Source organism: bacterium (assembly GCA_035549195.1).
In the GTDB taxonomy this organism is placed as follows: domain Bacteria; phylum Oederibacteriota; class Muellerivitia; order Muellerivitales; family Muellerivitaceae; genus DASZRK01.
Map to the genome: position 1 here is coordinate 74533 of DASZRK010000012.1, position 25235 is coordinate 99767.

At 50.0% G+C, this 25235-nt stretch carries 25 protein-coding genes and 2 tRNA genes; 26 read left to right on the plus strand and 1 reads right to left on the minus strand.

All coding sequences use genetic code 11. From position 1 onward, the window contains the following. The first annotated feature begins 34 nt into the window (after nt 1-34). From VHE12_02215 to VHE12_02230, 4 genes are all read left to right on the plus strand, one after another. Entirely contained in the window at nt 35-1072 is a 1038-nt protein-coding gene (locus tag VHE12_02215) for a 2-phosphosulfolactate phosphatase (protein ID HVZ79599.1), read from the plus strand. Nucleotides 1073-1109: 37 nt separating this feature from the next. Continuing rightward, entirely contained in the window at nt 1110-1529 is a 420-nt protein-coding gene (locus tag VHE12_02220) for a thiamine-phosphate pyrophosphorylase (protein HVZ79600.1), read from the plus strand. Between the two features lie 117 nt (nt 1530-1646). Beyond that, entirely contained in the window at nt 1647-3497 is a 1851-nt protein-coding gene (gene thiC, locus VHE12_02225; GenBank protein ID HVZ79601.1) for a phosphomethylpyrimidine synthase ThiC, read from the plus strand. A 34-nt stretch (nt 3498-3531) separates the two neighbouring features. After that, the gene (locus VHE12_02230; GenBank protein ID HVZ79602.1) at nt 3532-4512 is read left to right on the plus strand and encodes a hypothetical protein; all 981 of its coding nucleotides are present in this window, start codon (nt 3532-3534) and stop codon (nt 4510-4512) included. A gap of 67 nt (nt 4513-4579) precedes the next feature. Here the strand turns inward: VHE12_02230 and VHE12_02235 are convergent, their stop codons facing one another. Further along, nucleotides 4580-4897 (minus strand): ferredoxin family protein, encoded by a 318-nt coding sequence (locus tag VHE12_02235; protein HVZ79603.1) that lies wholly within the window; start codon nt 4895-4897, stop codon nt 4580-4582. 293 nt (nt 4898-5190) lie between these two features. Between VHE12_02235 and dnaJ the strand changes: the two genes are divergently transcribed. From dnaJ to VHE12_02345, 22 genes are all read left to right on the plus strand, one after another. After that, nucleotides 5191-6351, plus strand: a complete 1161-nt coding sequence (gene dnaJ / locus VHE12_02240; protein ID HVZ79604.1) for a molecular chaperone DnaJ — start codon at nt 5191-5193, stop codon at nt 6349-6351. Between the two features lie 29 nt (nt 6352-6380). Continuing rightward, a complete protein-coding gene (locus tag VHE12_02245; protein HVZ79605.1) occupies nt 6381-7142 on the plus strand; it encodes an RsmE family RNA methyltransferase in 762 nt (253 codons plus the stop codon). A 14-nt stretch (nt 7143-7156) separates the two neighbouring features. After that, nucleotides 7157-8005 (plus strand): shikimate dehydrogenase, encoded by an 849-nt coding sequence (aroE, locus tag VHE12_02250; GenBank protein HVZ79606.1) that lies wholly within the window; start codon nt 7157-7159, stop codon nt 8003-8005. A gap of 109 nt (nt 8006-8114) precedes the next feature. Next, nucleotides 8115-9872, plus strand: coding sequence for a type IV-A pilus assembly ATPase PilB (gene pilB, locus VHE12_02255; protein HVZ79607.1), 1758 nt, complete (start codon nt 8115-8117; stop codon nt 9870-9872). 37 nt (nt 9873-9909) lie between these two features. Further along, nucleotides 9910-10974 (plus strand): type IV pilus twitching motility protein PilT, encoded by a 1065-nt coding sequence (locus VHE12_02260; protein ID HVZ79608.1) that lies wholly within the window; start codon nt 9910-9912, stop codon nt 10972-10974. A gap of 24 nt (nt 10975-10998) precedes the next feature. Continuing rightward, nucleotides 10999-12216: a type II secretion system F family protein gene (locus tag VHE12_02265; GenBank protein ID HVZ79609.1), complete on the plus strand. Its 1218-nt coding sequence runs from the start codon at nt 10999-11001 to the stop codon at nt 12214-12216. A gap of 89 nt (nt 12217-12305) precedes the next feature. Next, entirely contained in the window at nt 12306-12761 is a 456-nt protein-coding gene (locus tag VHE12_02270) for a prepilin-type N-terminal cleavage/methylation domain-containing protein (GenBank protein ID HVZ79610.1), read from the plus strand. 328 nt (nt 12762-13089) lie between these two features. Further along, the gene (pilM, locus tag VHE12_02275; GenBank protein ID HVZ79611.1) at nt 13090-14163 is read left to right on the plus strand and encodes a type IV pilus assembly protein PilM; all 1074 of its coding nucleotides are present in this window, start codon (nt 13090-13092) and stop codon (nt 14161-14163) included. Nucleotides 14164-14165: 2 nt separating this feature from the next. Continuing rightward, nucleotides 14166-14732, plus strand: a complete 567-nt coding sequence (locus tag VHE12_02280) for a hypothetical protein (GenBank protein ID HVZ79612.1) — start codon at nt 14166-14168, stop codon at nt 14730-14732. Further along, entirely contained in the window at nt 14729-15280 is a 552-nt protein-coding gene (pilO, locus tag VHE12_02285) for a type 4a pilus biogenesis protein PilO (protein HVZ79613.1), read from the plus strand. The genes VHE12_02280 and pilO overlap by 4 nt, the downstream gene beginning before the upstream one ends. Continuing rightward, nucleotides 15277-15684, plus strand: a complete 408-nt coding sequence (locus VHE12_02290) for a hypothetical protein (protein HVZ79614.1) — start codon at nt 15277-15279, stop codon at nt 15682-15684. Before pilO ends, VHE12_02290 begins: the two co-directional genes overlap by 4 nt. Before the next feature lie 12 nt (nt 15685-15696). Further along, on the plus strand, nt 15697-17982 hold the full coding sequence (locus VHE12_02295; GenBank protein ID HVZ79615.1) for a secretin N-terminal domain-containing protein: 2286 nt from the start codon (nt 15697-15699) through the stop codon (nt 17980-17982). A 77-nt stretch (nt 17983-18059) separates the two neighbouring features. Then, complete coding sequence (gene aroC / locus VHE12_02300; GenBank protein HVZ79616.1) at nt 18060-19217, plus strand: chorismate synthase; 1158 nt, start codon at nt 18060-18062, stop codon at nt 19215-19217. A 1-nt stretch (nt 19218) separates the two neighbouring features. After that, entirely contained in the window at nt 19219-19764 is a 546-nt protein-coding gene (locus tag VHE12_02305) for a shikimate kinase (GenBank protein ID HVZ79617.1), read from the plus strand. Between the two features lie 26 nt (nt 19765-19790). Beyond that, entirely contained in the window at nt 19791-20897 is a 1107-nt protein-coding gene (gene aroB, locus VHE12_02310) for a 3-dehydroquinate synthase (GenBank protein ID HVZ79618.1), read from the plus strand. A gap of 4 nt (nt 20898-20901) precedes the next feature. Then, complete coding sequence (locus VHE12_02315; protein HVZ79619.1) at nt 20902-22239, plus strand: tetratricopeptide repeat protein; 1338 nt, start codon at nt 20902-20904, stop codon at nt 22237-22239. A gap of 68 nt (nt 22240-22307) precedes the next feature. Continuing rightward, the gene (locus VHE12_02320; GenBank protein ID HVZ79620.1) at nt 22308-22667 is read left to right on the plus strand and encodes a roadblock/LC7 domain-containing protein; all 360 of its coding nucleotides are present in this window, start codon (nt 22308-22310) and stop codon (nt 22665-22667) included. A 3-nt stretch (nt 22668-22670) separates the two neighbouring features. Next, entirely contained in the window at nt 22671-23504 is an 834-nt protein-coding gene (locus VHE12_02325) for a hypothetical protein (protein ID HVZ79621.1), read from the plus strand. Next, nucleotides 23501-23791: a septum formation initiator family protein gene (locus VHE12_02330; GenBank protein HVZ79622.1), complete on the plus strand. Its 291-nt coding sequence runs from the start codon at nt 23501-23503 to the stop codon at nt 23789-23791. Before VHE12_02325 ends, VHE12_02330 begins: the two co-directional genes overlap by 4 nt. 133 nt (nt 23792-23924) lie before the next feature. Then, nucleotides 23925-24012 (plus strand) — tRNA-Leu (locus VHE12_02335). Between the two features lie 30 nt (nt 24013-24042). Continuing rightward, a tRNA-Met gene (locus VHE12_02340) sits at nt 24043-24119 on the plus strand. Nucleotides 24120-24577: 458 nt separating this feature from the next. Further along, on the plus strand, nt 24578-25207 hold the full coding sequence (locus tag VHE12_02345) for a hypothetical protein (GenBank protein HVZ79623.1): 630 nt from the start codon (nt 24578-24580) through the stop codon (nt 25205-25207). Nucleotides 25208-25235: the final 28 nt, after the last annotated feature.

Sequence of the window (25235 nt, forward strand, 5' to 3'; positions counted from 1 at the left end):
GTTGCCGTTATAAATCCGATCGATGGAGCCGCCATTGAAGATCACCGTCTATTTCGAGTTCAAGGACGCCAAGCCGACGGTCATGCAGAACGCGACCGTGGTGCTGGCGGATGTCCTGCGCGCCACGACCTCCATCCCCGTCTATCTCTACCACGGCGCCACGGCGGTGGCCATGTGCCCCGAACCGGGTTCGGCCAAGAGGATCTTCGAGAAACAAAAGCGCGGCGAGGGTCTCCTGGCCGGTGAGCGTGATTGGGAGAAGATCCCCGGGTTCCACCTGGGGGGCTCTCCGTTGGATTCGAACCGTGATAAGGTGAAGGGGAGGTTGGTGGCCTTCTCCTCACCCTCTCCCCTGCGTCTCCTGAAGAATACCAAGGCGACCCTGTTGGGTTCCTTCGTGAACCTGGGCGATGTCTATGATTCCTGCCTTCGCGCCAAGCGCGATGTGGTCGTGGTCTGTGCCGGCGGTCCGGAAGATTCGGTCTTCGCGGGCATGTTGGTGGATTTCCTCCAAAGCACCTTGGGCTCCGATCCGGTGGTCCTGAGCGAGAGCGCCAAGGAAGCGCTGGCCTATTACAAGCCTTGGCAAGGACGCATCCCTGACCTGTTACGCGAGGTCAACGAGGGAAAGGCGCTGATCCAAAAGGGCTATGGGAAGGACCTGGATTTCGCAGGCAAGATCAGCCGTATCTCGGCCGTGCCCATCCTCAAGAATGACGTTTTTGTGAAGGAAGAGGTCCCCAAGCGCAAGACTTCCTCCGACGAGGCCAGGAAGCCCGTGACCCCCCAAAAGGGCAAGTCCATCAAGATCACCGCTCCCCTCTTCCCGAAGAATCCCGAGCACCCGGTACCGGGCATGGACAAGGGCAAGAAACCCGCCGTTCCTCCGGTGGAGGACAAAAAGGCCGCGGCCGCAAAAGGCGACAAGAAGGGGGACAAGGGTGCTGCTCCTTTGGGCAAGAAGAGCGAGGTCAAAGGGACCCTCTTGAAGCCCAAGAAGGCCCCCAAGCCCATGTTCAGCAAGAAGACCGTAGCCAACGCGGTCCCCAAGATGGTCCGGAAGGAATCCTGAGGATCTCCCCTTTTTTCCCGCATGGACGAGGGTCTTTTTGAAAACTTCTCCACCGATCCGGAAGGTCCAACGTGCCCTGGATGCCAACTGCAACCGGGTCCGTGAGGGTTTGCGGGTGGCCGAGGATGTGGCCCGGTTCCTCCTGGACGACCCCGCCCTTTTGAACCGATTGAAAAAACTCCGCCACCAAGTGACCGAGGCCGAAAAGGGCCTGTTCGCTTCCGACCGCCTGCGCCGGATTTCCCGGGATGTGGCGGGCGATCTGGGGCGTGGCACGAGGGAAAACGGCGAGAAACAACGGGGCAATGCGGGCGACCTTTTGAAGGCCAACTTGAAGCGGGCCCAGGAGGGCCTGCGATCATTGGAGGAATTCTCCAAGCTCCTGGGGCATCCCGCCGCCTTGAAGTTCAAGAAGATCCGCTATGGATGTTACCGGGTGGAAGAGGGTTTGCCCTGAGGAGCCAAAGGCGTCTCGAAGGGTTGCCCTAGAGCCTGGGTTCGGTTGCAATCCCCCTTGGTCGCCTTTATGCTTTCCTTTACACGTTTTTAACTCCCTGAAAAACAAGGACAATCCATGGGCCCGAGCAACGGAAGCCGAAAAGCCATCCTTCAGGAAGGCGTGACCCGCACCCCCTTCCCCGGCTCCCGGAAGGTCTATGTTGGCGGTGGCGAACACCATGTCCATGTGCCCATGCGGGAGATCCAGCTGAACCCGACCAAGACCGGGAATGGCCAGGAAGAGAACGCCCCCTTCACCGTTTATGACACTAGTGGTCCCTACACGGACCCCACCGCCATCATCGACCTGCGCAAGGGATTGGAACCCCTTCGGAAGGATTGGATCCTGAAGCGTGGGGATGTGGAGGAGGTCGAAAGCTCCTATAAAGGCAAGGCGGCCCAAGATGTGGAAGTGTTCCCGGGAGCCGCGGGCCGCAAGCCCCTGAAGGCCAAGGCGGGGAAGAACGTCAGTCAGATGCATTACGCCAAGAAGGGCATCATCACCCCCGAGATGGAATATATCGCCATCCGGGAGAACCAACTGGTCCAGGAAGGCGCCGGTAAGGGCCGCATCCACCCGGGTCAGGCTTTTGGGGCCATCATGCCCCCGGTCATTACTCCCGAGTTCGTTCGTGACGAGGTGGCCCGAGGCCGGGCCATCATCCCGTCCAACATCAATCATCTGGAAGTGGAGCCGATGGCCATCGGACGCAACTTCCTGGTGAAGATCAACACCAACATCGGAAATTCTGCCGTGGCCTCCTCCATCGAAGAAGAGGTCGAGAAGATGGTCTGGTCGGTCCGCTGGGGCGGGGACACCTTGATGGACCTGTCCACCGGGAAGAACATCCACGAGACACGGGAATGGATCATCCGCAATTGCCCCGTGCCCGTTGGCACTGTGCCCATCTACCAGGCCCTGGAAAAGGTCGGCGGCATCGCCGAGGACCTGACCTGGGAGATCTTCCGGGACACCCTCATCGAGCAGGCTGAGCAGGGTGTTGATTACTTCACCATTCACGCCGGTGTGCTGCTTCGTTATGTGCCCCTGACAGCCAACCGCCGCACCGGCATCGTTTCCCGGGGCGGGTCCATCCACGCCAAGTGGTGCCTGGCGCACCACAAAGAGAACTTCACCTATACGCATTTCGAGGAGATCTGCGAGATCATGAAGGCCTACAACGTCTCCTTCAGCTTAGGCGATGGTTTGCGGCCAGGTTCGATCGAGGACGCTAATGACGAAGCCCAATTCGGCGAGCTCCATACCTTGGGTGAACTGACCCAGAAGGCCTGGAAGCACGATGTGCAGGTCATGATCGAGGGTCCGGGCCACGTGCCTATGCATTTGATCAAGGAGAACATGGATCGCCAATTGAAGGAGTGCCACGAAGCGCCTTTCTATACTTTGGGGCCCCTGACCACCGATATCGCCCCGGGTTACGACCACATTACCAGCGCCATCGGCGCGGCCATGATCGGCTGGTACGGGACGGCCATGCTCTGCTACGTGACCCCGAAGGAGCATTTGGGTTTGCCGAACAAAGAGGACGTGCGCGCCGGGGTCATCGCCTACAAGATCGCGGCCCATGCGGCGGATCTGGCCAAGGGCCATCCGGCCGCCCAGCGATGGGACAACGCCTTGTCCAAGGCCCGCTTCGAGTTCCGTTGGGAGGACCAGTTCAACCTGGCCTTGGACCCGGAACGCGCGCGGGAATACCACGATGAGACCCTGCCGGCGGACGGCGCCAAGGTGGCGCATTTCTGCTCCATGTGCGGCCCCAAGTTCTGCAGCATGAAGATCACCCAGGACGTGCGGGACTACGCGAAGGAACTGGGGATGACCGAGGATAAGGCGCTGGAGGAGGGCATGAAGAAGATGTCCGAGACCTTCGTTGAGACCGGGTCGGAGATCTACCAGAAGGTCTAATATTTTCTAGAAGAGATTATCGGGCAAGGTCTTCATGAAAATTCGACAGCTTTTAAGATGGCGAGTATTGGTCTATTTGTTGTGTTTCTTGATTTTCAGCTCGTTAATTTATGTTTTTGCCTTGCCTCAAGTATTGAGCCAAGGTTACCTATGGCTAGCCAACAGAAACAATGCGACCGCCCAGTTCAAAATTGGAGCTTATTTCGAACAGGGCTATGGTTTTTCGAAAGACTACAAAACGGCCTTTGAATGGTATTTGAGAGCTGCACGTGGTGGTTATTCTAAAGCTGTCGAAAAATCGGCGAACCTTTGTTCTCAAGGCTTGGCGGATATTATTGTCCGACCAAATGGCCAGATTGTCCTTGGCGATCTCCTAAACCAAACGATCGAAATAAAAGACGATTTTGATGTTTTGTATTTCAAGGCCGAACATCTGGAAGAGAAAATAAAAGTCAAAAACGTATGGGCGTTGGAAAAAGCATTTGACAACGACGTTCTTTGTTTTTTTGTGAAATTAGAAGATGGTGACTATGTCTTGTGTGGTTCGGAAAAAATTGACAATGTTGTTCAGGATTTACCCGATGCATTTTCATTGATTGGCGACGCTGTTAGACGAGATATTTTGATACAGTCGCTCACTACTGAATATAAGGGAAATGTGTTCGATCTTAGCGGGCTGAGTTATCAATATGTTATGGATGTAATTCGTGAAAAAGGCGATTACGACCCGGCAGATTTTGGAAACAACGTGAGCTTTACTGATGACGGAAGTATGAATGTCGTTACAAGTGCAACTATGCATCATAATGACGATGCTGACATAAGAAAAGTTAATGGAAAGATTGTCATTACTTACCACAATTACTCGGTCGATCCAAAAACGGCAGATAGAGGAATGTGTTGTGTTGATTGGATTGAGGAGAAAAGGGTGGAAGAGATACCTGTTCATCGAAATACAAAATGCGATCCCGCTAGCTACACAAAGGAACTCGGGAAAATGTATTACTATTTCTAGTTCTAGGGTTAGTGAAATAAAAAAGGCCGCTCCCCTTTGGGGGAAGCGGCCTTTGTCGTCTTAAGCCTTAGTTGACCAGCTTGTTGACGTCCGGACGCTTCGGAGGATCGTTGGCCGGGCGGGTGGCGACCGGAGGATTGTTCTTGAAGGTCGGGGCCAATTCCGCGTTGATCTTGGCGTATTCCGGATCCTTGTCCGCGCCTTCCACGATGGCGCCGATGGGGCAGGCCGAGTAGCAGCTGGTGCATTCGGTGCACTCCTCGGGGTTGATGATCATGAAGGGCTGGCCCTTGTAATCCCCCGGGTGGATGCAATTCACGGGGCAAACATCGACACATTGGGCATAGACCTCGCCCAGGCACTTCTCGGTAATCACATAAGGCATGATCTGCCTCCTTCTAATTTCGCTCTCCCCGTGGGGAGGGACCCATGCTTTTCCTTGAAAAAGCTTTCGTAGTTTAGAAGAGAAGAGCTTTTTATCGCAAGGCCAATTTGATCTTTTTCCCCGATAACTGCCCTCTTTACGCCCCTGAGCCCCAATGGTAGTTTGAGCGCGACGAGGCGGTCCGAAATCGAACGGACCGTGAAACCCGCCCCACGACCCTCGTGCCGGTGATTGAAACCCGGCGGCTCCCTCCCTAAATTTCAGGCGTTTGGGAGCTGAAAATGAAAGAAACCATGGCAAATAAAAAAGATTATTATGAGCTTCTCGGAGTTCCCAAGTCCGCGTCGGCCGATGACCTCAAGAAGGCCTATCGGACCATGGCTAAAAAATACCATCCGGACGCCAATCCCAACAACAAAGAGGCCGAAGAGAAGTTCAAAGAGATCAACGAAGCCTATGAGGTGCTTTCCGATCCCCAGAAGAAGACCGCCTACGACCAGTTCGGCCATGCCGGGGTCGGGGCAGGCGGCCCGGGAGGGTTCGGTGGCGGGGGCTTCCGGCCCCAGGACTTCGGAAATGCCGCCGACTTCGAGGATATTTTCGGGGACGTTTTCAGCAACTTCTTCACCGGTGGCGCCGCCGGCGGGCGGGGACGGGCCCGGTCCCAAGCCCAGGAGGGCGACGACCTTCGCTATGACCTGCACCTGACCTTCGAAGAGGCCGCCTTCGGGACCTCGAAGGAGATCAAGGTCCAAAAGCTGTCCACCTGCGAGACCTGTCACGGATCCGGCGCCAAGCCGGGATCGGGCCGGGTGGTCTGCACGACCTGCAAGGGGACCGGACAGATCCGTGCTTCCCAAGGGTTCTTCACCATTGCCCGGACCTGCACCCGTTGCGGGGGCCAAGGCGAGATGCCGGGTTCACCCTGCACCACCTGCAAGGGGAACGGCCGGGTCGAAAAAGAAAAGGTCATCTCCGTAAAAGTGCCCGCTGGGGTGGATGAGGGTTCCCGCTTGCGCCTGCGCGGTGAGGGGGAAGCCGGGGTGAACGGCGGTCCGGCGGGGGACCTTTACGTGTTCCTCCATGTGGAGGCCCATGACTTTTTTGAGCGGGATGGGAGCGATCTTCATTGCAAGGTCCCCATCTCCTTCGTGCAAGCCGCGCTTGGCACCGAGGTCGAGGTCCCGACCCTGACGGGTCCGGTCAAGATGAAGGTGCCGGCGGGGACCCAGTCGGGCAAGGTGTTCCGTCTGCGAGAAAAAGGGATGAAGAACCCGCAAACGGAAGATACGGGCGATCTGATGGCGACGGTCGTGGTGGAGACCCCGACCGACCTGAATTCCAAGCAAAAGAAACTGTTGGAGGAGTTCCAGGCCATGACCCAGGAGAACAATACGCCTCAGATGACCAAGTTCCTGCATCAAGTCAAGAACCTTTTCGCCCGCAAAAAATGACCGGGCCTGAAGGCCCACCCGAGGGACCGGTGAGCTTCATTCCGCGACTTTTCCTGAAGAAGGTGGCCGCTGACCGGACCGAGGTCCGTCTTGAGGCCTCCGCTTCTTCCTATCTTCTCAAGGTCCTGCGTTTTTCCGAAGGCGCGCCGCTCAAGGGTTTCGATGAGAGTGGCCATGAGTACGACATGATCCTGGTCGATACAGACCCGGAGGCGGCAATGGTCCGGATCGTCTCCCGAAAAGGGCCTTCTTCGCAAACGACGGGGGCGCGGATCACCCTGGCCCAAAGTCTTCCCAAAGCTTCCAAAATGGACCTAGTCCTCCGGCAAGGATGTGAGGCCGGAGCCGATGGATTCATTCCCTTCCTGTCGCGACGGAGCGTTTCCAGACCCGATCCCGCCCAGTTCGGGCATAAGAACGATCGTTGGGGAAAGATCCTTGTGGAAGCCTGCCGGCAATCGGGCCGTAATCAGGTTCCCGGGTTGGATCCGGTGACCGAGTGGGAGGACCTCTTGGCCCGGTTCAAGGATTTCGACCTGGTCCTGCTTCCCTATGAAAAGGAAGCCCCGACCCTACGCACGGTGCTAGAATCAAAATCAAAGGCGGGAAAGATCCTGGTCTTGGTCGGACCCGAAGGTGGTTGGGACCCGGACGAGGTCCGGGAAGCCGAACTGCAAGGGGCCCTCGCGGTCCACCTGCCGACACCTATTTTGAGGACCGAGACGGCCGGAGTTTCGATCCTATCGATGTTGCAATTCTTTTATGGGGGGATCTCCCCCATGGGAGCCTGACCCTGGAGGGCCGAATGAGCCGTCCTTTCCTTTTCTTGATGGGTCATCCGGTGAGCCATAGTTTTTCACCTGCCATGCAGAACGCCGCCCTACGGGCATTGAACCTTCCCTGGGACTTTGTCCCCATCGATCTTTTGTCCGAAGAGATCCCGCAAGCCCTTGAGCGCTTCAGGGCGTCCGGTGTCTTGGGTGGCAACGTCACGGTCCCGCATAAAGAGAAGATCTCCCCTTGGATCGATCGAGTGGAGGGAGCGGCACGGGACCTGGGATCGGTCAATACGGTCTATCGAAAAGGTGGACGCTGGATCGGGACCTCCACCGACGGTGAGGGATTCCTACGTTCTCTGGGACCTTGGAGGAAAAAGCTGAAGGGATCCCGTGGGTTGCTGATCGGGGCCGGAGGATCGGCCCTAGCGGTGGGGCATGCCATGGCCTTGAGCGGTGTGCGGGAGATATGGGTCGGGAACCGGACCCTTAAAAATTCGGAAAGGATGATCCGCGTCCTTCGGGAACGATTCCGAGGCTTATCCTTGGTCGCCCTGCCCCTTGCAGAGAGCGAAAGGGCGCTTCGGAGCCGGGATTGGGTCATCCAAACGACCTCGTTGGGCTTGGATACTGGGGATCCCTCACCGATCCGATTGGCAAGGGCACGTCCGGGGACCTGGGTGGTCGATCTTCTTTACCACCGGGAGACCGCTTTTCTTCGCCTGGCCAAGCGGCAAGGGTTACCCGCTTTGGGAGGTTTGGGGATGCTTCTGCATCAGGGAGCCCTGTCTTTGGAACTTTGGACCGGCCGGAAGGCTCCGCTGGAGGTCATGAAGCGGGCCTTGCTGGACCGCTTGTCCCAATCGAGGGTTCGATAGGCCCTGGTCCCACAATCGTTGACTTAAAAATTCTTGGATTTTATACTTTTTCCCGAAGTTCCGTTCCTGCCGCCACCTTTCCCATCCGAGGGTTTCCATGCCTGAATCAATGAAAAAGCGCCTCGGCGAAATGCTGGTCGATGAAGGCATTATCAGCGAGGAACAGCTCCAAGAAGCCCTTCATGAGCAGAAGATCAAGGGGGGACGTCTCGAGAAGATTCTGATCAGCCAGGGTTACGTCACTCAGGACGTCATCATGGCATTCGTCGGCACTCAGTTAGGCATCCCGCACGTTAACTTGACCGAGATAGGCGATATCCCGAACGATGTGGTCTTTTCGGTCCCCGAATCCATCGCGGTCAACCATTGTTTGATCCCCATCGTCAAAAAAGACAAGAAGCTTACTGTGGCCATGGCGGATCCCCTGAACGTATTCGCCATCGACGATATCAAGATGATGACGGGGTTCGAGGTCGAACCGGCGATTGCAGGCGAGACCGAGATCCGTGCCATGCAATCCAAATACTATGGGTCGGCTGCGGCCTTGGGCGGTGGTGGCGGAGGTGCGGAAGCCGGCGGGGACATGCAGGAGATCATCAACTCTATGGGAGCTGGGGATAACCTGGAGGTCATGGAGGAGAAGGCCGAGGAGATGGACATCTCCAAACTGGAAGCCGCGGGCGAGGATGCCCCGGTGGTTCGGTTGGTGAACCTGATCCTCACCGAGGCCGTGCGCTCAGGCGCCAGTGACATCCATATTGAACCCTACGAGAAATCACTGCGGTGCCGTTACCGGATCGACGGTGTGCTCCACGAAGTCCAGTCGCCGCCCCGGCAGTTATCAGCGGCCATTTCGTCCCGCCTCAAGATCATGTCTTCCTTGGATATCGCGGAACGCAGACTTCCTCAGGACGGACGCATCAAGATTAAGGTTTTGGGCAAGGAGATCGATCTTCGTGTTTCCATTTGTCCCATTCAATTCGGGGAAAAGATCGTCATGCGTATCCTGGATTCTTCCAACCTTTCCCTTGACCTTCCTAAATTGGGTTTCGAGGATGATATTCTTCCGAAATTCGAAAAAGCCATTGTGGAACCTTATGGATTGGTCCTGGTCACGGGCCCCACGGGGTCCGGAAAATCCACAACGCTTTACTCGGCGCTCCATTACATCAATGATCCCGACACCAATATCTCCACTATTGAGGACCCGGTTGAATACAACCTGCCTGGTATCAACCAAGTCAATGCGAAGGCTGGTATTGGCCTGACCTTTGCGGCGGGCTTGAGATCCTTCTTGCGGCAAGATCCGGATGTCATCATGGTCGGTGAAATCCGTGATAAGGAGACGGGTGAGATCGCTATCAACGCGGCCTTGACCGGCCACTTGGTTTTTTCGACCCTTCATACCAACGATGCTCCCGGGGCCGTCACTCGCATGACCAATATGGGGATCGAGCCATTCCTGATCACGTCCACCGTCCATTGTGTCGTGGCTCAGCGTTTGTTGCGGCGTATCTGCAAGGATTGCAAGGAGTCCTTTGAAGCGACCCCGGAGTTGCTGGAGGAACTCGGAATGGATCCAAATGGGGAAAAGGTGACTCTTTACCGTGGAGCGGGATGTGCTACTTGTTCCAGTACCGGTTATAAAGGCCGTATGGCGATCCACGAGGTCATGATCTTGAGCGAGGATTTTAAGAAAGGTGTTCTCCAGAGAAAACCCGCCTCTGAATTGAAGAAATTGGCTCGGGCCGGTGGTATGCAAACGCTGCGGGAATGTGGGGTCAAGAAGGTCCTCAAAGGGATGACCACGGTGGAGGAACTTCTCCGCGTGGCCCATGCGGACGAGGCGGATGATGAAGGGCATTGATGGGCCGTCAAATCGATAAAGGAGATTCCCGGACCCTATGGTAAATATCGACACATTGTTGAGGCTGATGTTCGAGCGGGGTGCGTCCGACCTTCATATCACTGCTGGAGCCCCCCCCATGCTCCGCGTGGATGGGGTCATTACTCCAACCGAATATGAAAAGTTGAGGCCCGAGACGACACAGCAACTCATCTATAGTATCCTCACCGATGAACAAAAGGAGAAATTCGAAAAAGATAACGAATTGGATGTTTCCTTCGGTGTGGAAGGCGTTGGACGTGTCCGTATGAACGTTTACCAGCAACGCGGGGCCGTTGCGGCCGCTCTTCGTAACATTCCTACCAGTATCCGTTCCTTCGAAGACCTTAAACTTCCTGCTGTGGTCCAGGACATCGTGAAGCTTCCCAAGGGACTGGTATTGGTAACAGGGCCAACGGGTTCAGGGAAGTCAACGACCTTGGCCGCCATGCTGGACTGGATCAATACAAACCAACAACACCATATCATCACCATCGAGGACCCGATCGAGTACGTACATACCCACAAGTCCTCCATTGTGAACCAGCGGGAAGTCGGGACCGATACCCACACTTTCGCCACGGCGCTCAAATATGCACTTCGTCAAGATCCTGACGTGATCCTCATCGGGGAAATGCGCGATCTGGAAACCGTCAATGCCGCCTTGACCATCGCCGAAACGGGCCATTTGGTCTTTGCAACCTTGCATACGGTCGACGCTATCCAAACCATTAACCGTATCATCGACGTTTTCCCGGCGGGACAACAACAGCAGATCCGGGCTCAGAGTTCATTCGTGCTTCAAGCCGTGCTTTCCCAGCAACTCCTGCCTAAAGCTTATGGATCCGGTCGTTGCATGGGCATTGAAGTTCTGATCCCCACGGCGGCTGTTCGTAACCTGATCCGCGAGGAAAAGATCCATCAGATATATTCATCCATGCAAACCGGAACCGAGTACGGGATGCAAACCATGAACCAATCCCTTTTCGAGCTCTACCAAAAGCAATTGGTGACCTATAACGAGATTTTTTCCAGAACCTTGGATCCCAAGGAACTTCAGCGGATGATCAAAGGTGTAATTTAGGACTTTCTTTTTTTAAGGGGAACTGTGCCAACATTTAAGTACAAAGCCAAGAACAGTATGGGCAAGGTAGTGGATGGGACGATTGATGCACAGAATGAGGCGTCCGCTGCCGCCGCGATCCGACAGAAGCGTTTAGAGATCGTTTCCATTTCGGCGCTGAACAGCATCGATGCTTTCCTAGCCTCCCTGACAAAAAAAGGCGGAAAAGTAACCACGAAGGATATCGTCGTTTTCAGTCGTCAATTCTCCACTATGGTCAATGCTGGGCTTCCGATCCTTCAAGGATTGACGATCGTTGCAGAACAGGCGGAGAATCCGGAATTTCGAACGGTCATGACCAAAGTTCGTGATGATATTTCAAACGGTGTTCCTTTATCCGAAGCTATGGCAAAGTTCCCAAAAGTCTTTAATACCCTCTATGTCAATATGGTCAAAGCGGGAGAACAAGGGGGTATTTTGGATGTCATTTTTGAACGATTGTCCGAGTACCTTGAAAAGGCAGAAGGCGTCGCGAGGAAAGTTAAATCGGCCATGATGTACCCAGTGGTGGTCATGTCAGTCGCGGTTTTGGTTGTTATATTTTTGATGGTGAAGGTTGTGCCGACATTTCGCGATGTTTTTGCTTCTTTTGGTGCCAAGCTACCGGCGCCGACCCAATTTTTGATTAATGTGAGCGATTTTCTATCTAGCAAAAAAGCACTTCTTTTACTCGTCTTTTTTGCATTAGTGTGGGTCGCCGTTGCTCTGTATCGCAAAACCAAGACGGGCGCCTATAACTGGGACAAAATGATATTGGGATTGCCTATTTTTGGAATATTGGCTCAAAAAGCGTCCGTTGCAAAGTTCGCAAGGACCCTGGGAACACTGATCAAATCAGGGGTTCCGATCATGGATGCATTAGAAACGGTTGCCAAGACTTCGGGAAATTTGGTTTTGGAAAGGGCCATTTTCAATGCCCGGGATTCGGTAAGAGAGGGGAAAACTCTTACCCAGCCTTTGAAGGAAAGTAAGGTTTTCCCGCCAATGGTCACTCAAATGATCAATGTCGGAGAAGAAACAGGTGCTTTGGACACGATGTTGTCTAAAATCGCAGATTTTTATGAAGATGAAGTTGATGCTGCCGTTGAAGGTCTTACGTCCATTATTGAGCCGATTTTGATCGTTTTTCTTGGGGTAACAATTGGTTTTATTGTTGTTGCCATGTTTATGCCGATGTTTGAAATCGGAAATGTTGTCGGGTAAGGCTCAAGTTGACAAAAAAAGTTCCGTAAAGGTAAAATTTGTACAGGCTTAATGGGTCGAAAATTAGGCCTAGAAAAATGGAGGTAGTTATGATTCGTTTGAAGAACAAGGGGTTTACCCTTATTGAACTGATGATCGTTGTCGCGATCATCGGTATTTTGGCCGCAATCGCTATTCCGCGGTTTGCGCAAATGTTGGAAAAGTCGCGCGAAGGATCAACCAAAGGAAACTTAGGTTCCTTGAAATCCGCCGCTTCGATTTATTATGGGGATCAACAGGGTATTTGGCCTACCACGTTGAACTCTTTTAGCACGTACGCTTTCAGCCGCTATTTGGACAACATTTCGCCCGTTAAAGTGACGGGGGCGTTCGTTGCCAATGCGACTAGCCCTTCGGGGAGCGGTGTGGCTTTGACCGGTCAAAGCCAGGTTCCGACAGGTAGCGCTACGGGCTGGATGTATGATTCTGGCTTGGGGAATGTTTATGTAAACAGCACTGTCAAGGATTCAAAAGGCATTCCTTATTCCTTCTATGGTTTTGAATAATTAAGGAAATTTTGGCCGCGAAAAACAATGGGCGGTATAAGCCGCCCATTGTTTTAACCTCAAACAAGAGGTGGAAATATTTTTCCGACGCCTTTACAACTCTTATCGATTTGTAAAATTCAAGCCGTACCAGCCGACTCTTCAAGCCCCAGTCTTTTTCCTTCCTGTGTTCCTTTCATTTGGCATTCCCCAATAAACTATTTTCATGGCCTTTTCAAACATAATATTTTGGTTTTAAAGCTAAGTTTTTTAGAATCAACACAGGCAGATGTTTTAAAAAAGGCAAACTAGGAAAAAAATGTCTCTCTTTTCCAAGAACATAGTCGGATTGGATATAGGTTCCTCCAGCATTAAGGCTATTCAGGTCAGGAGCCAGAATGGTCAATTTCATTTGGTCAACGGTGGGATGATCGAAATCCCGAGAGATTCAGCTGATACGAAAGTATTTGACGGACAAAAAGGCCTATTGGCCGATTCAATTAAAAAACTATTCAAAGATACCGGAATAAAAACGAAAAATGTTGTCACTTCTTTATCCGGTGACTCGGTGATCATCCGTTATGTAAAACTACCATTCATGACTCCGGAAGAACTTCGTGGAGCAATTTCGAAAGAGGCTGAGCAATACATTCCTTTGAATATCGATCAGGTGGTCCTTGATTTTCAGATTTTGGGTGAGACGCAGGAAGATGGGCAAAAAAAATTAGATGTTCTCTTGGTAGCGGCAAAAGTGGATGTGGTCGATCAACACCTTTCTACCCTAAAGAGCTTGGGGCTGATACCCAGAATAATTGATATTGATGCTTTTGCCCTTCAAAACGCTTTTGAAATTAACAAAGTCGAAGATAGTGATGAAACAGTAGCGTTGATAAACCTGGGAGCTTCTCTAACTACGATCAATATTCTCGAGGGCAAAAACACTCGATTTACGCGGGATGTTCCGGTTGCGGGAAACGAATTCACTAGAGAAATTCAAAAAGAGTTTAATATAAAGTTTTCAGAAGCAGAGGAGCTGAAAAAATCCCATGGAGCAATTTCCATGGAAGAAGATGATTTTAGTTTGTCGACCGTTTCCCAAAAAGATGACAGGGTGCTTAGGATGTCGGATGTCATGACTCCGATCTTGAATAAACTCTTGGGGGAAATTAGACGCTCGTTCGATTATTATGAAACCCAAGCTAGGAAAAAAACGGTCGAGAGAGTGATATTACTTGGTGGAAGCGCCAGACTGAAGAATGTAAATAGGTTTTTGGCCAATAAATTGGGTATCCCTGTAGAGCTTTTTTCCCCATTCAGAAATTTGGAACTGAACAAAAAAGACGCAAAGGCTGAAGCCCTTTCCGAAAAGGAATATCACATGGGAGTTTGTTTAGGGCTTGCTTTGCGTCAAGGGGAAAAATAAACGTGATTAGAATCAATCTAGTTCCCGTTAAAGAGAAAAAAAAGCGCCAAGAATTTATTTTTATTTTGGGCGGGATAGGTGTTTTAGCATTTGTGGTTTTAACTCTGGCGTATTTTTATGTCCAAAAAGTAAGAGTTGTTAATGATTTGAACAAACAAATCGAGGAAGTTCGAAAAGAGTCGGAAAGTTATCAGGATAAAATCAACGAAGTAAAAGATTTGGAAGGGAAAGAGGCGAGCCTAGCGGCTGCTAAAAAGACAATTGGAACGATCACGGAAACCCAAAGAAAGGTTCTTGTTGCCGTTGACCTAATTGCTTTAAATATGCCCGATGGTGTTTGGATAACAGCGATTACGCAAGGTACTGGAAATGATTCGAATAAATTCACAGTCAAAGGTAATTCCTTTACCGACCAGGGCTATCGAAATTTTTGGAAAAATTTTCAAAAATCGCAGGGATTAGTGAAAGACATATTGTTTGACGAAACCAATCCGGCTGCGGTGGTTGGAATCAATTCCAAAATGCGCCAATTCACCATTGATTTTAGAGTAATGGATTCAAATCAATGAAATTGACCCCCATTCAACAATACCTCATCCTTGGTGTGATCTTGGTTTGCGGATTGGTTTTTGCCTACTATCAATTTTTATTAAAACCAAAAATGGCTGAAATAGAAAAATTGCGCAGTACTTTGGAAGAGAAAAAAAAGGACTTAGAAGACGCAAAAAAGATCGTTGCGAAGTATGCTGAATTTAAAAAGCGGGCGGATACAGTTCAGCGTGAATTGGAGTGGGTGCAAAATCGGATCCCAAAAACGATTGACAAGTCTAAATTGGTTGAAGCCATTGGGCTCATACAAAACCGTTCGGGTGTTTACTTGACTAATTTCAACATGAATACCGGTCCTAGTTCTAGGGATGTTTTTGTGGAACTTCCCGCTATCGTAAGGATTTCTACGAATTTCGATGGTCTATTGCGGTTCTTAAAAGAGATAAGTCTCAATAGCGGATTTCTCATGATTGCAAAGGACCTCTCGGTTACGCCTTTGGGTTCAACCGATGATCCAAAAATAACTATTTCCGCCCAAATGACAGTATGTGGAGTGCAAGCAAAATGAAAATGCTCAGTATTTTTCTTTTGATGTTTTTTTCCCTGATATTGGATCGATCCTTTTGTCAGCAACAGGATGTTCCAGAACCGGTCTTTGTCAATTTTTCTATAACCGTTCCTTATGTTCCGACCTACAAAGGAAGAGACCCTTTTGTGCCATTGGACAACATGGATCGGCCCACACAAATTTCAATCGCCGATTTGGAATTCCACGGAACCATAGTAATGAATGGTGAAACTTATGGACTCTTTGCCTGGAAAGGGAATCCAAGCATTCGTTATACTTTGAAATCAAGAAGGCTTTACAGTGACTCGAACGAGCTTATTGACGGTGTAATAGGTGACATAACGGATAGCAAAGTAATCTTGATCCAAGGGGACCAGAAGGTCGCTTGTTCTCGAGAAAGATAAAGGAGAATTTAAATGAGATGTTTGGGTCAAAATAAAATGCTCCTGTTTGTCCTGTTCTTTTTGATGTTTAGTTTTGGTTTGGCGGCCGATCTTGACATTGATTTAAGTGGAGGAGAAAAACCGAAGGTTGTCGCCAATTCGGAAGACACAAAAAAGGAACCAATTAAGCCAAAGGGTGATCAGTCAAAGATCAAGAAAAATGATGACGAAAGTTCAATCGCCCAAATAAACCATGTGGGAAGCCCAGATGAATCATTGGAGATCATCGGAAAAGCTCTTCCTGAACCGTCAGAAGATTCAAGCGATTCTAAGATTGTTTTCAAATTCAAGAATACAAAACTTCAAATTAAATCCCTTATCAAACTTGGTGGAGAGCGTATCTCGCAAATTCGCTCTTCAATGCACGGGACTACCGCTTGGTTGGTAGTTGATGGAAGAGGTTTAAAATCATTCAAGCTTATAAAAAATGACAATGGTTTTGCTCTTGAGTCAGGATCGTCTGAGGAGAAAGCCAATGAGACTGGGGCGAAAATCCAGGCCAACAAAGAGAGTCACGAAAAGAACATTTTTTCAAGGCTTATCGATGCTTCCATACGGCCAACCAATAGTGGATTGAAATTAGTTTTGACGGCGGATGGGCCTTCAAAATATACGGTTCGCAAATTGACACAGCCTGAAAGGCTAATTATCCATTTAAACGACACCAAACTTGAAATTTCTTCAAAAGTAAAGTCTTTTAAAAGTGACGCAGTCGAGGCCAAGCAAGGAGGGCTACTCTCGATCGAATTTCGGCAGATACGCCAAGGATTCTCTCCCATGACCGAAATCCTTCTTTCGATCCTTCCTGGAACAACGTATCAGGTGGACCGAGACCTCAATCAAATAGTTGTTTCTCTTTCTGCCCCCGAGCCGGTCGTTAAGGATAATGAAAAAAAAGGAAATCTTAATCAATTGGTTTCCCTTGATGTGGAGAGTGCGGATATCAATCTTGTTGTCAAGACGCTGGTATCTGAAGCTGGGTTTGATATTAACTTTGTAGGCGGCCCTCTCAACGGAATTGTTTCTCAAAAATTTAAAAACATACCGTTTAAAGCTGCCCTTTCGGATCTTCTTTCTCCTGGTAACTATGATTATGATCTTCAAGGGAATACGTTAAGAATTGGGCAACAGGCTGTTTTGAAGCAGGCAAAAGCGAATCTTCCACATGTTACAGAGTTAGTCACGCCAGCGGGGGGGCTTAATTCTGCTAATTTGGACCTTATGGTCCGACAAATACTTCCGACTTCAAACGCTGTCAATTCAATCATCGATCCCAGCAGAAATGTAATTGTTCTTAACGGAACAAGTGCAGACATTGATGGTTACAAAAAAGCAATTAAAGATTTGAAACTAGATAGTGATTCGGCCAGCGATAAAATTACGCGTGTCGTAAAGTTGAATTATGCGGATCCAACAAGTGTTAGTACGGTTCTTAAGCCTTATATATCGGCCGTTGGGTCGATTCAAATAAATGGAAATAGTTTGGTGATATGGGAAACAGCATCAAACATGGGTGTTCTTTTGGAGCTAATCAAAGAGTTGGACGCAAAGCCGGCCCAAGTCCTGATTGAATCCAGTATTATCGAAGTCGATGATGAAAATGATCTTGGTATTGGCGTCAATTGGAAAGGGAATAAGACAACTGGAGATCCCACGTTCACCGCAGGCGTAAGCCAAGTGCCTTCGAATGGGGTGGCTGGAATCCTTACCTTTGGCACTGTGCGGAGTGGGTTGAACATCAACGCGACTATTGAAGCGATTGTCACGAAGAAAAAGGGAAAAGTAGTTTCGCGCCCAAGGGTTGCGACGCAAAGTGGTCATCCGGCCGAAATCCAGGAAACTGAGAACGTCATCATTACACAAAAGACCGACACGACTGTGCCGAATGTCGGTATTCAAACAACCACTACTTTTCAACAAGTGGGACTACCAATCGACCTTAAAGTAACACCGCTTATTACTGATGATGGAAGAATTACCACGGATATCAATGCCTCCATCACATCGCAGTCGGGGCCAGCACCACCCAGCGGCCCTCCACCCACTAACGTCCAGACCGCAACGACGAAGTTGACAACAAAAAATGGTGAAACAATCGTGATTGGGGGGTTGGTTCGGGAGGTTTCCACGGATCAAGTCAATGGTGTTCCCCTTCTTTCGAGTATCCCGATCATTGGGGGGTTGTTCCAAGATCACGAGAAGGTGAATAGGAAGCAGGAACTTATCATCTTCATCACTCCAACTATCTTAGAGGATTAAACTTAACCTTTTAAAAGCGCCTGCAAAGGCGCTTTTTTTTTGCCACAACGCTGAAGTTATGGAGTTTGAAATTGCCAATTCGTTATTTGACAGCCGGTGAATCCCACGGAAAAGGGTTGATCGCCATCCTGGAGGGTATTCCCGCTCACCTTTCCGTTCTTCCGGAGGAGATCGATCGAGATCTAGCTCGCCGTCAAAAAGGCTATGGTCGGGGTGGTCGTATGAGTATTGAAACGGACCGGGTCGAGATTCTTTCCGGCGTTCGGAAAGGGAAGACCTTAGGTTCGCCCATCACCCTTTGGGTCGAGAATAAGGACTATGAGAACTGGGAAAGGATCATGTCCCCCGAGATCGGGGAAGGGACGATCGAGCGCGCATTGGTCCGTCCGCGACCGGGACACGCGGACCTGCCCGGCGGATTGAAATACGACCATCGGGACCTTCGCAACATCCTTGAGAGGGCAAGCGCCCGTGAAACGACAATTCGGGTCGCGGCCGGAGCGGTGGCGAAGAAATTCCTGGCTTCTTTCGGGATCCAGGTGCAAAGTTTTGTCTTGGCCCTGGGACCGGTGACCGCCAAAGCGATGAAATTTAATGAGAAGTCCCTCAATACTTTGGCAGACCGTTCGCCGGTGAGGATGTTAGACCATTCCGCGGAGCAAAAAGCGATCCAGGCCATCGATCAAGCCAAATCCAAGGGAGACACCTTGGGCGGGATATTTGAAATTAGGATCACGGGTGTTCCGGCGGGTCTGGGTAGTCACGTTCAATGGGACCGGAAATTGGACGGACGGTTTGCTCAAGCCATGATGAGCATCCAAGCGGTCAAAGGCGTGGAGATCGGATCCGGTTTCGAAAATTCCCTCAATTACGGTTCCAAGGTCCATGACGAGATCGCCTATTCACGAAAGAATGGTTTTTTCCATCCGACAAATCGAGCTGGAGGCATCGAGGGGGGGATGAGCAATGGAGAAACGATTGTGATCCGGGTTGCTAAAAAACCCATTTCGACCTTGAAAACCCCCCTCCGGTCGGTGGATATCAATACAAAGAAAGTCCTCAAGGCGGCTTATGAGAGGTCTGATGTTTGTGCTTTACCGGCCGCTTCGGTCATAGGCGAATCGGTCGCTGCTTGGGTCTTGATGGACGCTTTTTTAGAAAAAATGGGTGGCGACTTCATGGCCGAGATAAAAAAGCGATATAGCCAATATTTAAATCATCTCAAAAATTACTAATTTGAAAACCCGGATCCCCGATTCAAAGAATATTGTGCTGATCGGGTTCATGGGGTCTGGAAAATCCGTTGTTGGTAAAAAAATAGCTAAAGTTTTGAATATTGGTTTTTATGATTTAGACCATTGGATCGAGCAAAAAGCTCGGTCACCGATACATGTGATCTTCAAATCGAAAGGCGAAAAATATTTTCGAAAAATAGAGCGCCAAGGAGTGCGTGTTCTCACAAAAAAAAAATCAGTTGTTTTGGCCACCGGCGGGGGGGCTTGGGCCGACCCTGAAAACCGTCGGCGATTAAGGCGATGGGGGAAGGTCGTTTGGCTTAGGGTGAAATTTAACACAGTTTGGAAGAGGGTCGTTAAAAAGAGAACTCAAAGACCTCTGGTCGGAATTTCAAAAAAACCAACTCCCGAATTTAAAAATCTTTTTTCAAGCCGAGAAAAACTCTATTCCATGGCCGATATTATGATCCGAACAGATGAAAGAACCCCAGCCCAATCCTGTAAACTACTCCTGAAGAAATTGCTAATGAAGAATTCTTCTCAATAAATCCAAAGATTTTTGGAGCTCGAGCCTTGACCTTTCGAATCGATCTTTCCCTCGGAAGAAACGGTTATCCAATATTTGTCCGGGCTGGAATGCTCAAAAATCCAGAAAAGGGGCTCGTCCGCCATTTTTTCCCCAGGAAGACGGCAATCGTCGCATCAAAGAAAATATATCGTGTCCATGGAAGGCAACTGGCCACCTGGCTCTCAAGGCAGGGGATTCCAGTTCAAAAGATATTTGTAAATGATTCGGAAACAAGGAAGAATGAGAAAACTCTTTTCGCTATCTTAAGAAAAATGGCGGAATTTGGGTTTAATCGTGATTCGGGTTTGGTCGCCTTAGGTGGTGGCGTAATCGGCGATATGACCGGCTTGGCCGCTTCTTTATATATGCGTGGGATACCCTATATCCAATGTCCAACGACACTGCTTGCACAGGTCGATGCCGGTATTGGTGGAAAAACCGCAATCGATTTCTGCGGGACCAAGAATCTGATTGGTGCCTTTTATCAACCCAAAGCAGTTTTGATAGATCCGGACGCTCTTAAAACACTTCCCCAAAGACAATTCATTTCCGGCTTGGCAGAGGTTGTCAAATATGGAGTTATTCGGGACGAGAATTTGTTCAGTTTTATGGAGGCGAATAAACAGCCGATATTGAGCCGTGATTCAAAGTTTCTTCGGTATATCATCGCTCGCTCTTGTGCGATTAAAGCCGATGTTGTTTCGCGTGACGAAAGGGAAGGCGGACTGAGAGCTGTGTTGAATTATGGCCATACCTTAGGACACGCCCTCGAGTCCTATTTTGAATACGAATATCTGACCCACGGCGAGGCAATTTCCTACGGAATGTGGTTTGCGGGGTTGCTTTCGTCCTCATTGGGACTTTGTGGTCAAGAAATCGTTGATCGACAAGTAAAGCTTCTGCAGTCACTGGGTCTCTTCCGTGCGCTCCCCAAGTTGGATAACAATCGGCTTCTCAAAATAATGGCATTAGACAAAAAGTCGAAAAATGGCCAAGTCCAATTTGTATTGACAAGAAAAATAGGCCTTGTTAACATTCGAAAAAATATTCCCCGGTCCACAATCCTTTCGGCCTTAACCCGGCTCCAGGCTGAAGCAAGAGAGTTAATTTAGGCTCATGGCCAAGGATACCCTCTCCCCCGAAATCGCCGAACTGAAGAAAAAACTCGAAGAAAATCCAGACTCCCTCGTTTTTGCCCCCCTTGCAGACAACTATCGGAAATCGGGTCAACTTGATGAAGCTCTTTCTATCTGCAAAAGAGGGCTCGAAAAGCATCCCAATTACACTAGCGCAAGAGTAGTCTTGGGCCGGGTTTTTCAAGATCAAGGAAAGACCGACGAGGCCCAAACTGAGTTCAAGAAGGTCCTTGATTCCGATCCGGAAAATATCCAGGCCCATTCATTATTGGGATCGCTTTTTATCCAAAAAGGGGAGCATCAGGCCGCCATTGAGGAATTCCAAAAGGTCTTGACGCTGAACCCGGATGATGAACAGGTCCAAGAATCTTTGCGCCAGGCCATTGAGAAAGCGGCATCCCAGCAAAAAAATCCAAAAGCAGACAAAAAAGAAACGGCCGCGATAGAAAAAAAGACGGGTACAAAAGATTCAACCGCTTCCGTTACGATCGCCGAACTTTATCTCAAACAGGGACACTTTGACAAAGCTATTGAGGTCTACCAAGAGCTTTTGGGAAATGACCCACAAAACCTGATGCTGCGGCAGAAATTGGCGGAGGTCGTCGAAAAGCAACAGAAGGAAAATTCCAAAGAGGTCTCGGGATCCGGATTGAAGAAAAGCGAGTTCACAAAACCCCCGGACCAAAAGGAAGACGTCCTTGAGGAAACGGTCGAAACAAAACAATTCGGAAAACCTAAGAAAGAAGACGACTCGAAGTTCACTAGCGATGAGATCCTCCAAGTTATGAGACGTGGAGGGAAAGATGATGTTGTGGTCGAAGATAAAAAAAGAGCGACTCCAAACACGAAAGCCCCGCCAAATTCCGGTGATTCTGTTATTCCTTCGGAACCTGCTCCGACCGCAAGTTCTTCGGGGTCGACAAAGGCTTCTGCGGTTTCGAAAGACATGGAAGTTATCCCTGCCGACAAGGTGGATGGCTATAAGGGAATCCTGGCGGACCTTAGCTCCGTGGAAGGCATCATGCGAAGCTTCATCACCGATTCCAAAGGGGCTCTTTTGGTTGCGTTAGGGGAGAGCGGGAACAATGCGGATCATGGAAAACAGGCGGCGGCCATCTTTGAAAGCACTCACCGCTCGGTTTCTCAATTGAACCAGGGGAAGATCAATCAGGTCCTGGTCACGGCTGAAACCGGTCACATTTTACTGGTTTCTTTTGCCAAATATATTCTTGTCGTGTTGGCCAACAGCAGAACAAACCTCGGGCTTTTAAGATTGGCCCTGGATTCGGCCCAGAAAAAACTCGAAAAAATCTTGTAGTTTTCTCAGCCTAAAAAACATAACATTGTTCCTCTTGTACATCCCCGCAGATGCTTTTTGGGAAGGCCATGGATTTCAAAAAAATATTGGAAGAAACACTGTCGAATGTTGAAGGCGCCATTGGGGCCGGATTGGTCGGGATGGACGGAATTGTCATCGACCAAATCTCTCATAATACCTCGTTCGATATCAATGCCGTCGGTGCGGAATACTCCAGTATCATCAAGAACGCGATGCGCGCATCCTCCAATTTTGGATTGGGAAATACAGCGGAGATATTGATCACGACGGACAAGGCCACCATGATCATGATGATGGTCGGGCAAAATTATTTTGTCACCTTGGCCATCAATCTAGATGGCAATCTAGGACGTGGACGGTTAGAACTCAAAAAAGCCATCCCCAAATTCGAGAAAGAGCTGGCCTAAAATTTGGATGCTGATCCAAATATGCTTGTTCCTTTCGATGAAGAAAAACTGCAAGTTTCCCTTCCTCCTTCAGAAGTGTTTCGCACTTGGTTCTGGTCCTATTACGATCAATTCGGATTCTTACTATTACTCAATTTGGGGTGGGCCCTTCTTGCGTTAGGGATCGCTTGGCTATGGTCTTTGATCTGGACATCGCCTCTGGGGATATTAAAGCCCTTTTTAATATTTTTTTTCGTTCTTTCCGAATCCGTAGTTTCAATCGGATGGGCCTATGGGGTTTTCAAGAATTGCATGGACCGGAAAAGCGCCTGGATGGATATTCTTGATGGGTACTCATTTTTTTGGGCCAAAGGAATGGCGGTCGCCGGGATCTTTTGGCTCGTGGCGATATTAGGCGCTTTCAACCTTCAGTTCCTATGGTTCCATCCTTTGCCACATCGAATACTGAACTATGGGTTAGTCATCGGGATAGTTTGGATCCTTATCTTTTGGATATTGATCGGGTTCTATCTTTGGCCGGTTCTTTTTTTTCAAAACGCCCCCATTTCAAAGGTTTTTTACCGGTCATTCCTACTGGCTTGGGATTCGGGTGCCAAGAATATCCTCTATTTGACAAGTATTGGAATTTTGGCAACTGTATTCACGATCTTCTGGCCTCTTTGGTTCTTCGTCGGACCGACCTCCATTTTTGCCTTACAAAGTGTTGCCCTTGAAAAGGCCTTTTTAAAATATAAAATAACCTTCAAGGATAAGGACCTTTCGGGGTTTTTAGAAAACTTGGAGCGCGAAAGGAATCGTACTTGGCGAGAGTTTTTGCGGCCATGGGAACATCGATGAAAAATTCCCAGAGAAAATGGATCGGGGCCTTGCTCGTCCTGGCCGGGATATATCTTTTCATTGGCGGGAACAGGGGACTTTGGAATCTTTATAAACTTCACGAGGATAAGGCCCAACTCCAGAAGGAAGTCGGACAATTGAAGGCCGATATCATGCGCGGCCATGCGGAATACCAAGCTTATCAAAATGATCCTTCGGTCATTGAAAAACAGGCCCGCGAGGAATTGAACCTGGCAAAGCCCGGAGAGATCATCTATCGCTTTTCCGCCGCTCCTTCCGAACATTGACGCTTTCCCGGTTGACTTGACATCGGGAGGCCGATATCCTAACCCTTCTTTCGTCCACTTGTTCGAAGTCGAATTTTTTTGGGAAAGTCTTAGGTTCCCCCGCGGCATTGTTCGGGAAAGCGAGCTGGGCCGAGCCGAGATGGCGGAACTGGCAGACGCAAGGGACTTAAAATCCCTCGGGCCTAAAGCCCGTCCCGGTTCGATTCCGGGTCTCGGCACCAAAATTCCAGGCGCGATGAGCGCCAAAAAGACGCGGGGTGGAGCAGCCTGGTAGCTCGTTGGGCTCATAACCCAAAGGTCGCTGGTTCAAATCCAGCCCCCGCAACCAACGAAGCCCCCTTTAATCCAAAGGGGGCTTTTTTTTTATCAAGGCAGCCATGGAAACTTTGAGACTTTCTATCGTGAAAAAGGACCGGGGAGGAAAGATAGTGACCCTGGTCTCTGGATTCACCCGCCGTCAAGGGGAATTGGAGGTTCTTTCCAGTCGTCTTAAAAAAGCCTGTGGTACCGGTGGAACGGTCCGGGGACAGGTCCTTGAGATCCAAGGGGATGCCCGATCGCGTCTTCGCGATCTCCTGGCGAAAGACGGCTTCGAGGTCCGAGGATAGCATGAGACTCGTTCCTTCCATCGGTCCTTGGCTCCCCGCGCTTCGAGACCTTTTGACCCAATCCGTTCTTTTAGGCGGAAAAGCCGCCGAACTTTATTATTTTTCGATCCTGGAAAAACCGACACCTGCGTTGTTGGTGCGAGAAACCCGATTCGGAGTTGAAAAAGGAGGCAAGGCCATGCAATCACTGCATGAAGCCTTGATCCGTCAAGGGTTCCAACGCCGGACCATGACCGCCGTTGGATCCAAATCCGTTTTACCTCTTTATCATCGGGAAGACCTGGGGTCCCTTGAATTCCTCTGCCCGGATCGGGGCATCCTGAAGAATCCCTATGCGACCGGTTTGGCGGCGGTCCCGGATCCGATGGTCGAGTTGCTTTTGGAGGATCCCCATGAAGTCGGCATCAAATATCTTGGCGATGATTATTCGGTCCGTATCCCCCAAACAGGTCGGTTCATTCTCGTGAACGGCCTCCAACTGAAGGTCGGCCTTAAGGCCAAACCGGAGTTACACTTCCGGGCGGCCCAAAGTCTCATTCTGATCCTCTATTTGCTGGTCCTTCACGAGGATCTTCGCGAGGAAGCTCTGAACGATCTTTTGCATGTTCGCCAGGCTTCTTTGATCAGGGACTTTCAACAGAACTTGAAAGATAATGGTCCTGGGTCAGCCGTTTGGGAAGCCGCCCAACGGTCCTTTTTGGAACTTTTCCCTGAAGCCAAAGCCGTCCAACTCACGACCTGGTATTGGAAATTCCTTCCCGCCTTGACCAAGGTATTAAAAGAGCAAAGGGAAGATAAGGAAAAATGAACGAATCTTGAAATCTTCACGCCGATCC

Coding starts and splice junctions, on each gene's coding strand:
- VHE12_02295 (HVZ79615.1), top strand. CDS start 15,697: ATGAGATGTTTGGGTCAAAATAAAATGCTCCTGTTTGTCCTGTTCTTT.
- VHE12_02330 (HVZ79622.1), top strand. CDS start 23,501: ATGAAAAATTCCCAGAGAAAATGGATCGGGGCCTTGCTCGTCCTGGCC.
- VHE12_02230 (HVZ79602.1), top strand. CDS start 3,532: ATGAAAATTCGACAGCTTTTAAGATGGCGAGTATTGGTCTATTTGTTG.
- pilB (HVZ79607.1), top strand. CDS start 8,115: ATGAAAAAGCGCCTCGGCGAAATGCTGGTCGATGAAGGCATTATCAGC.
- VHE12_02290 (HVZ79614.1), top strand. CDS start 15,277: ATGAAAATGCTCAGTATTTTTCTTTTGATGTTTTTTTCCCTGATATTG.
- VHE12_02270 (HVZ79610.1), top strand. CDS start 12,306: ATGATTCGTTTGAAGAACAAGGGGTTTACCCTTATTGAACTGATGATC.
- VHE12_02315 (HVZ79619.1), top strand. CDS start 20,902: ATGGCCAAGGATACCCTCTCCCCCGAAATCGCCGAACTGAAGAAAAAA.
- pilO (HVZ79613.1), top strand. CDS start 14,729: ATGAAATTGACCCCCATTCAACAATACCTCATCCTTGGTGTGATCTTG.
- VHE12_02345 (HVZ79623.1), top strand. CDS start 24,578: ATGCAATCACTGCATGAAGCCTTGATCCGTCAAGGGTTCCAACGCCGG.
- VHE12_02235 (HVZ79603.1), bottom strand. CDS start 4,897: ATGCCTTATGTGATTACCGAGAAGTGCCTGGGCGAGGTCTATGCCCAA.
- dnaJ (HVZ79604.1), top strand. CDS start 5,191: ATGGCAAATAAAAAAGATTATTATGAGCTTCTCGGAGTTCCCAAGTCC.
- thiC (HVZ79601.1), top strand. CDS start 1,647: ATGGGCCCGAGCAACGGAAGCCGAAAAGCCATCCTTCAGGAAGGCGTG.
- VHE12_02260 (HVZ79608.1), top strand. CDS start 9,910: ATGGTAAATATCGACACATTGTTGAGGCTGATGTTCGAGCGGGGTGCG.
- aroE (HVZ79606.1), top strand. CDS start 7,157: ATGAGCCGTCCTTTCCTTTTCTTGATGGGTCATCCGGTGAGCCATAGT.
- VHE12_02320 (HVZ79620.1), top strand. CDS start 22,308: ATGGATTTCAAAAAAATATTGGAAGAAACACTGTCGAATGTTGAAGGC.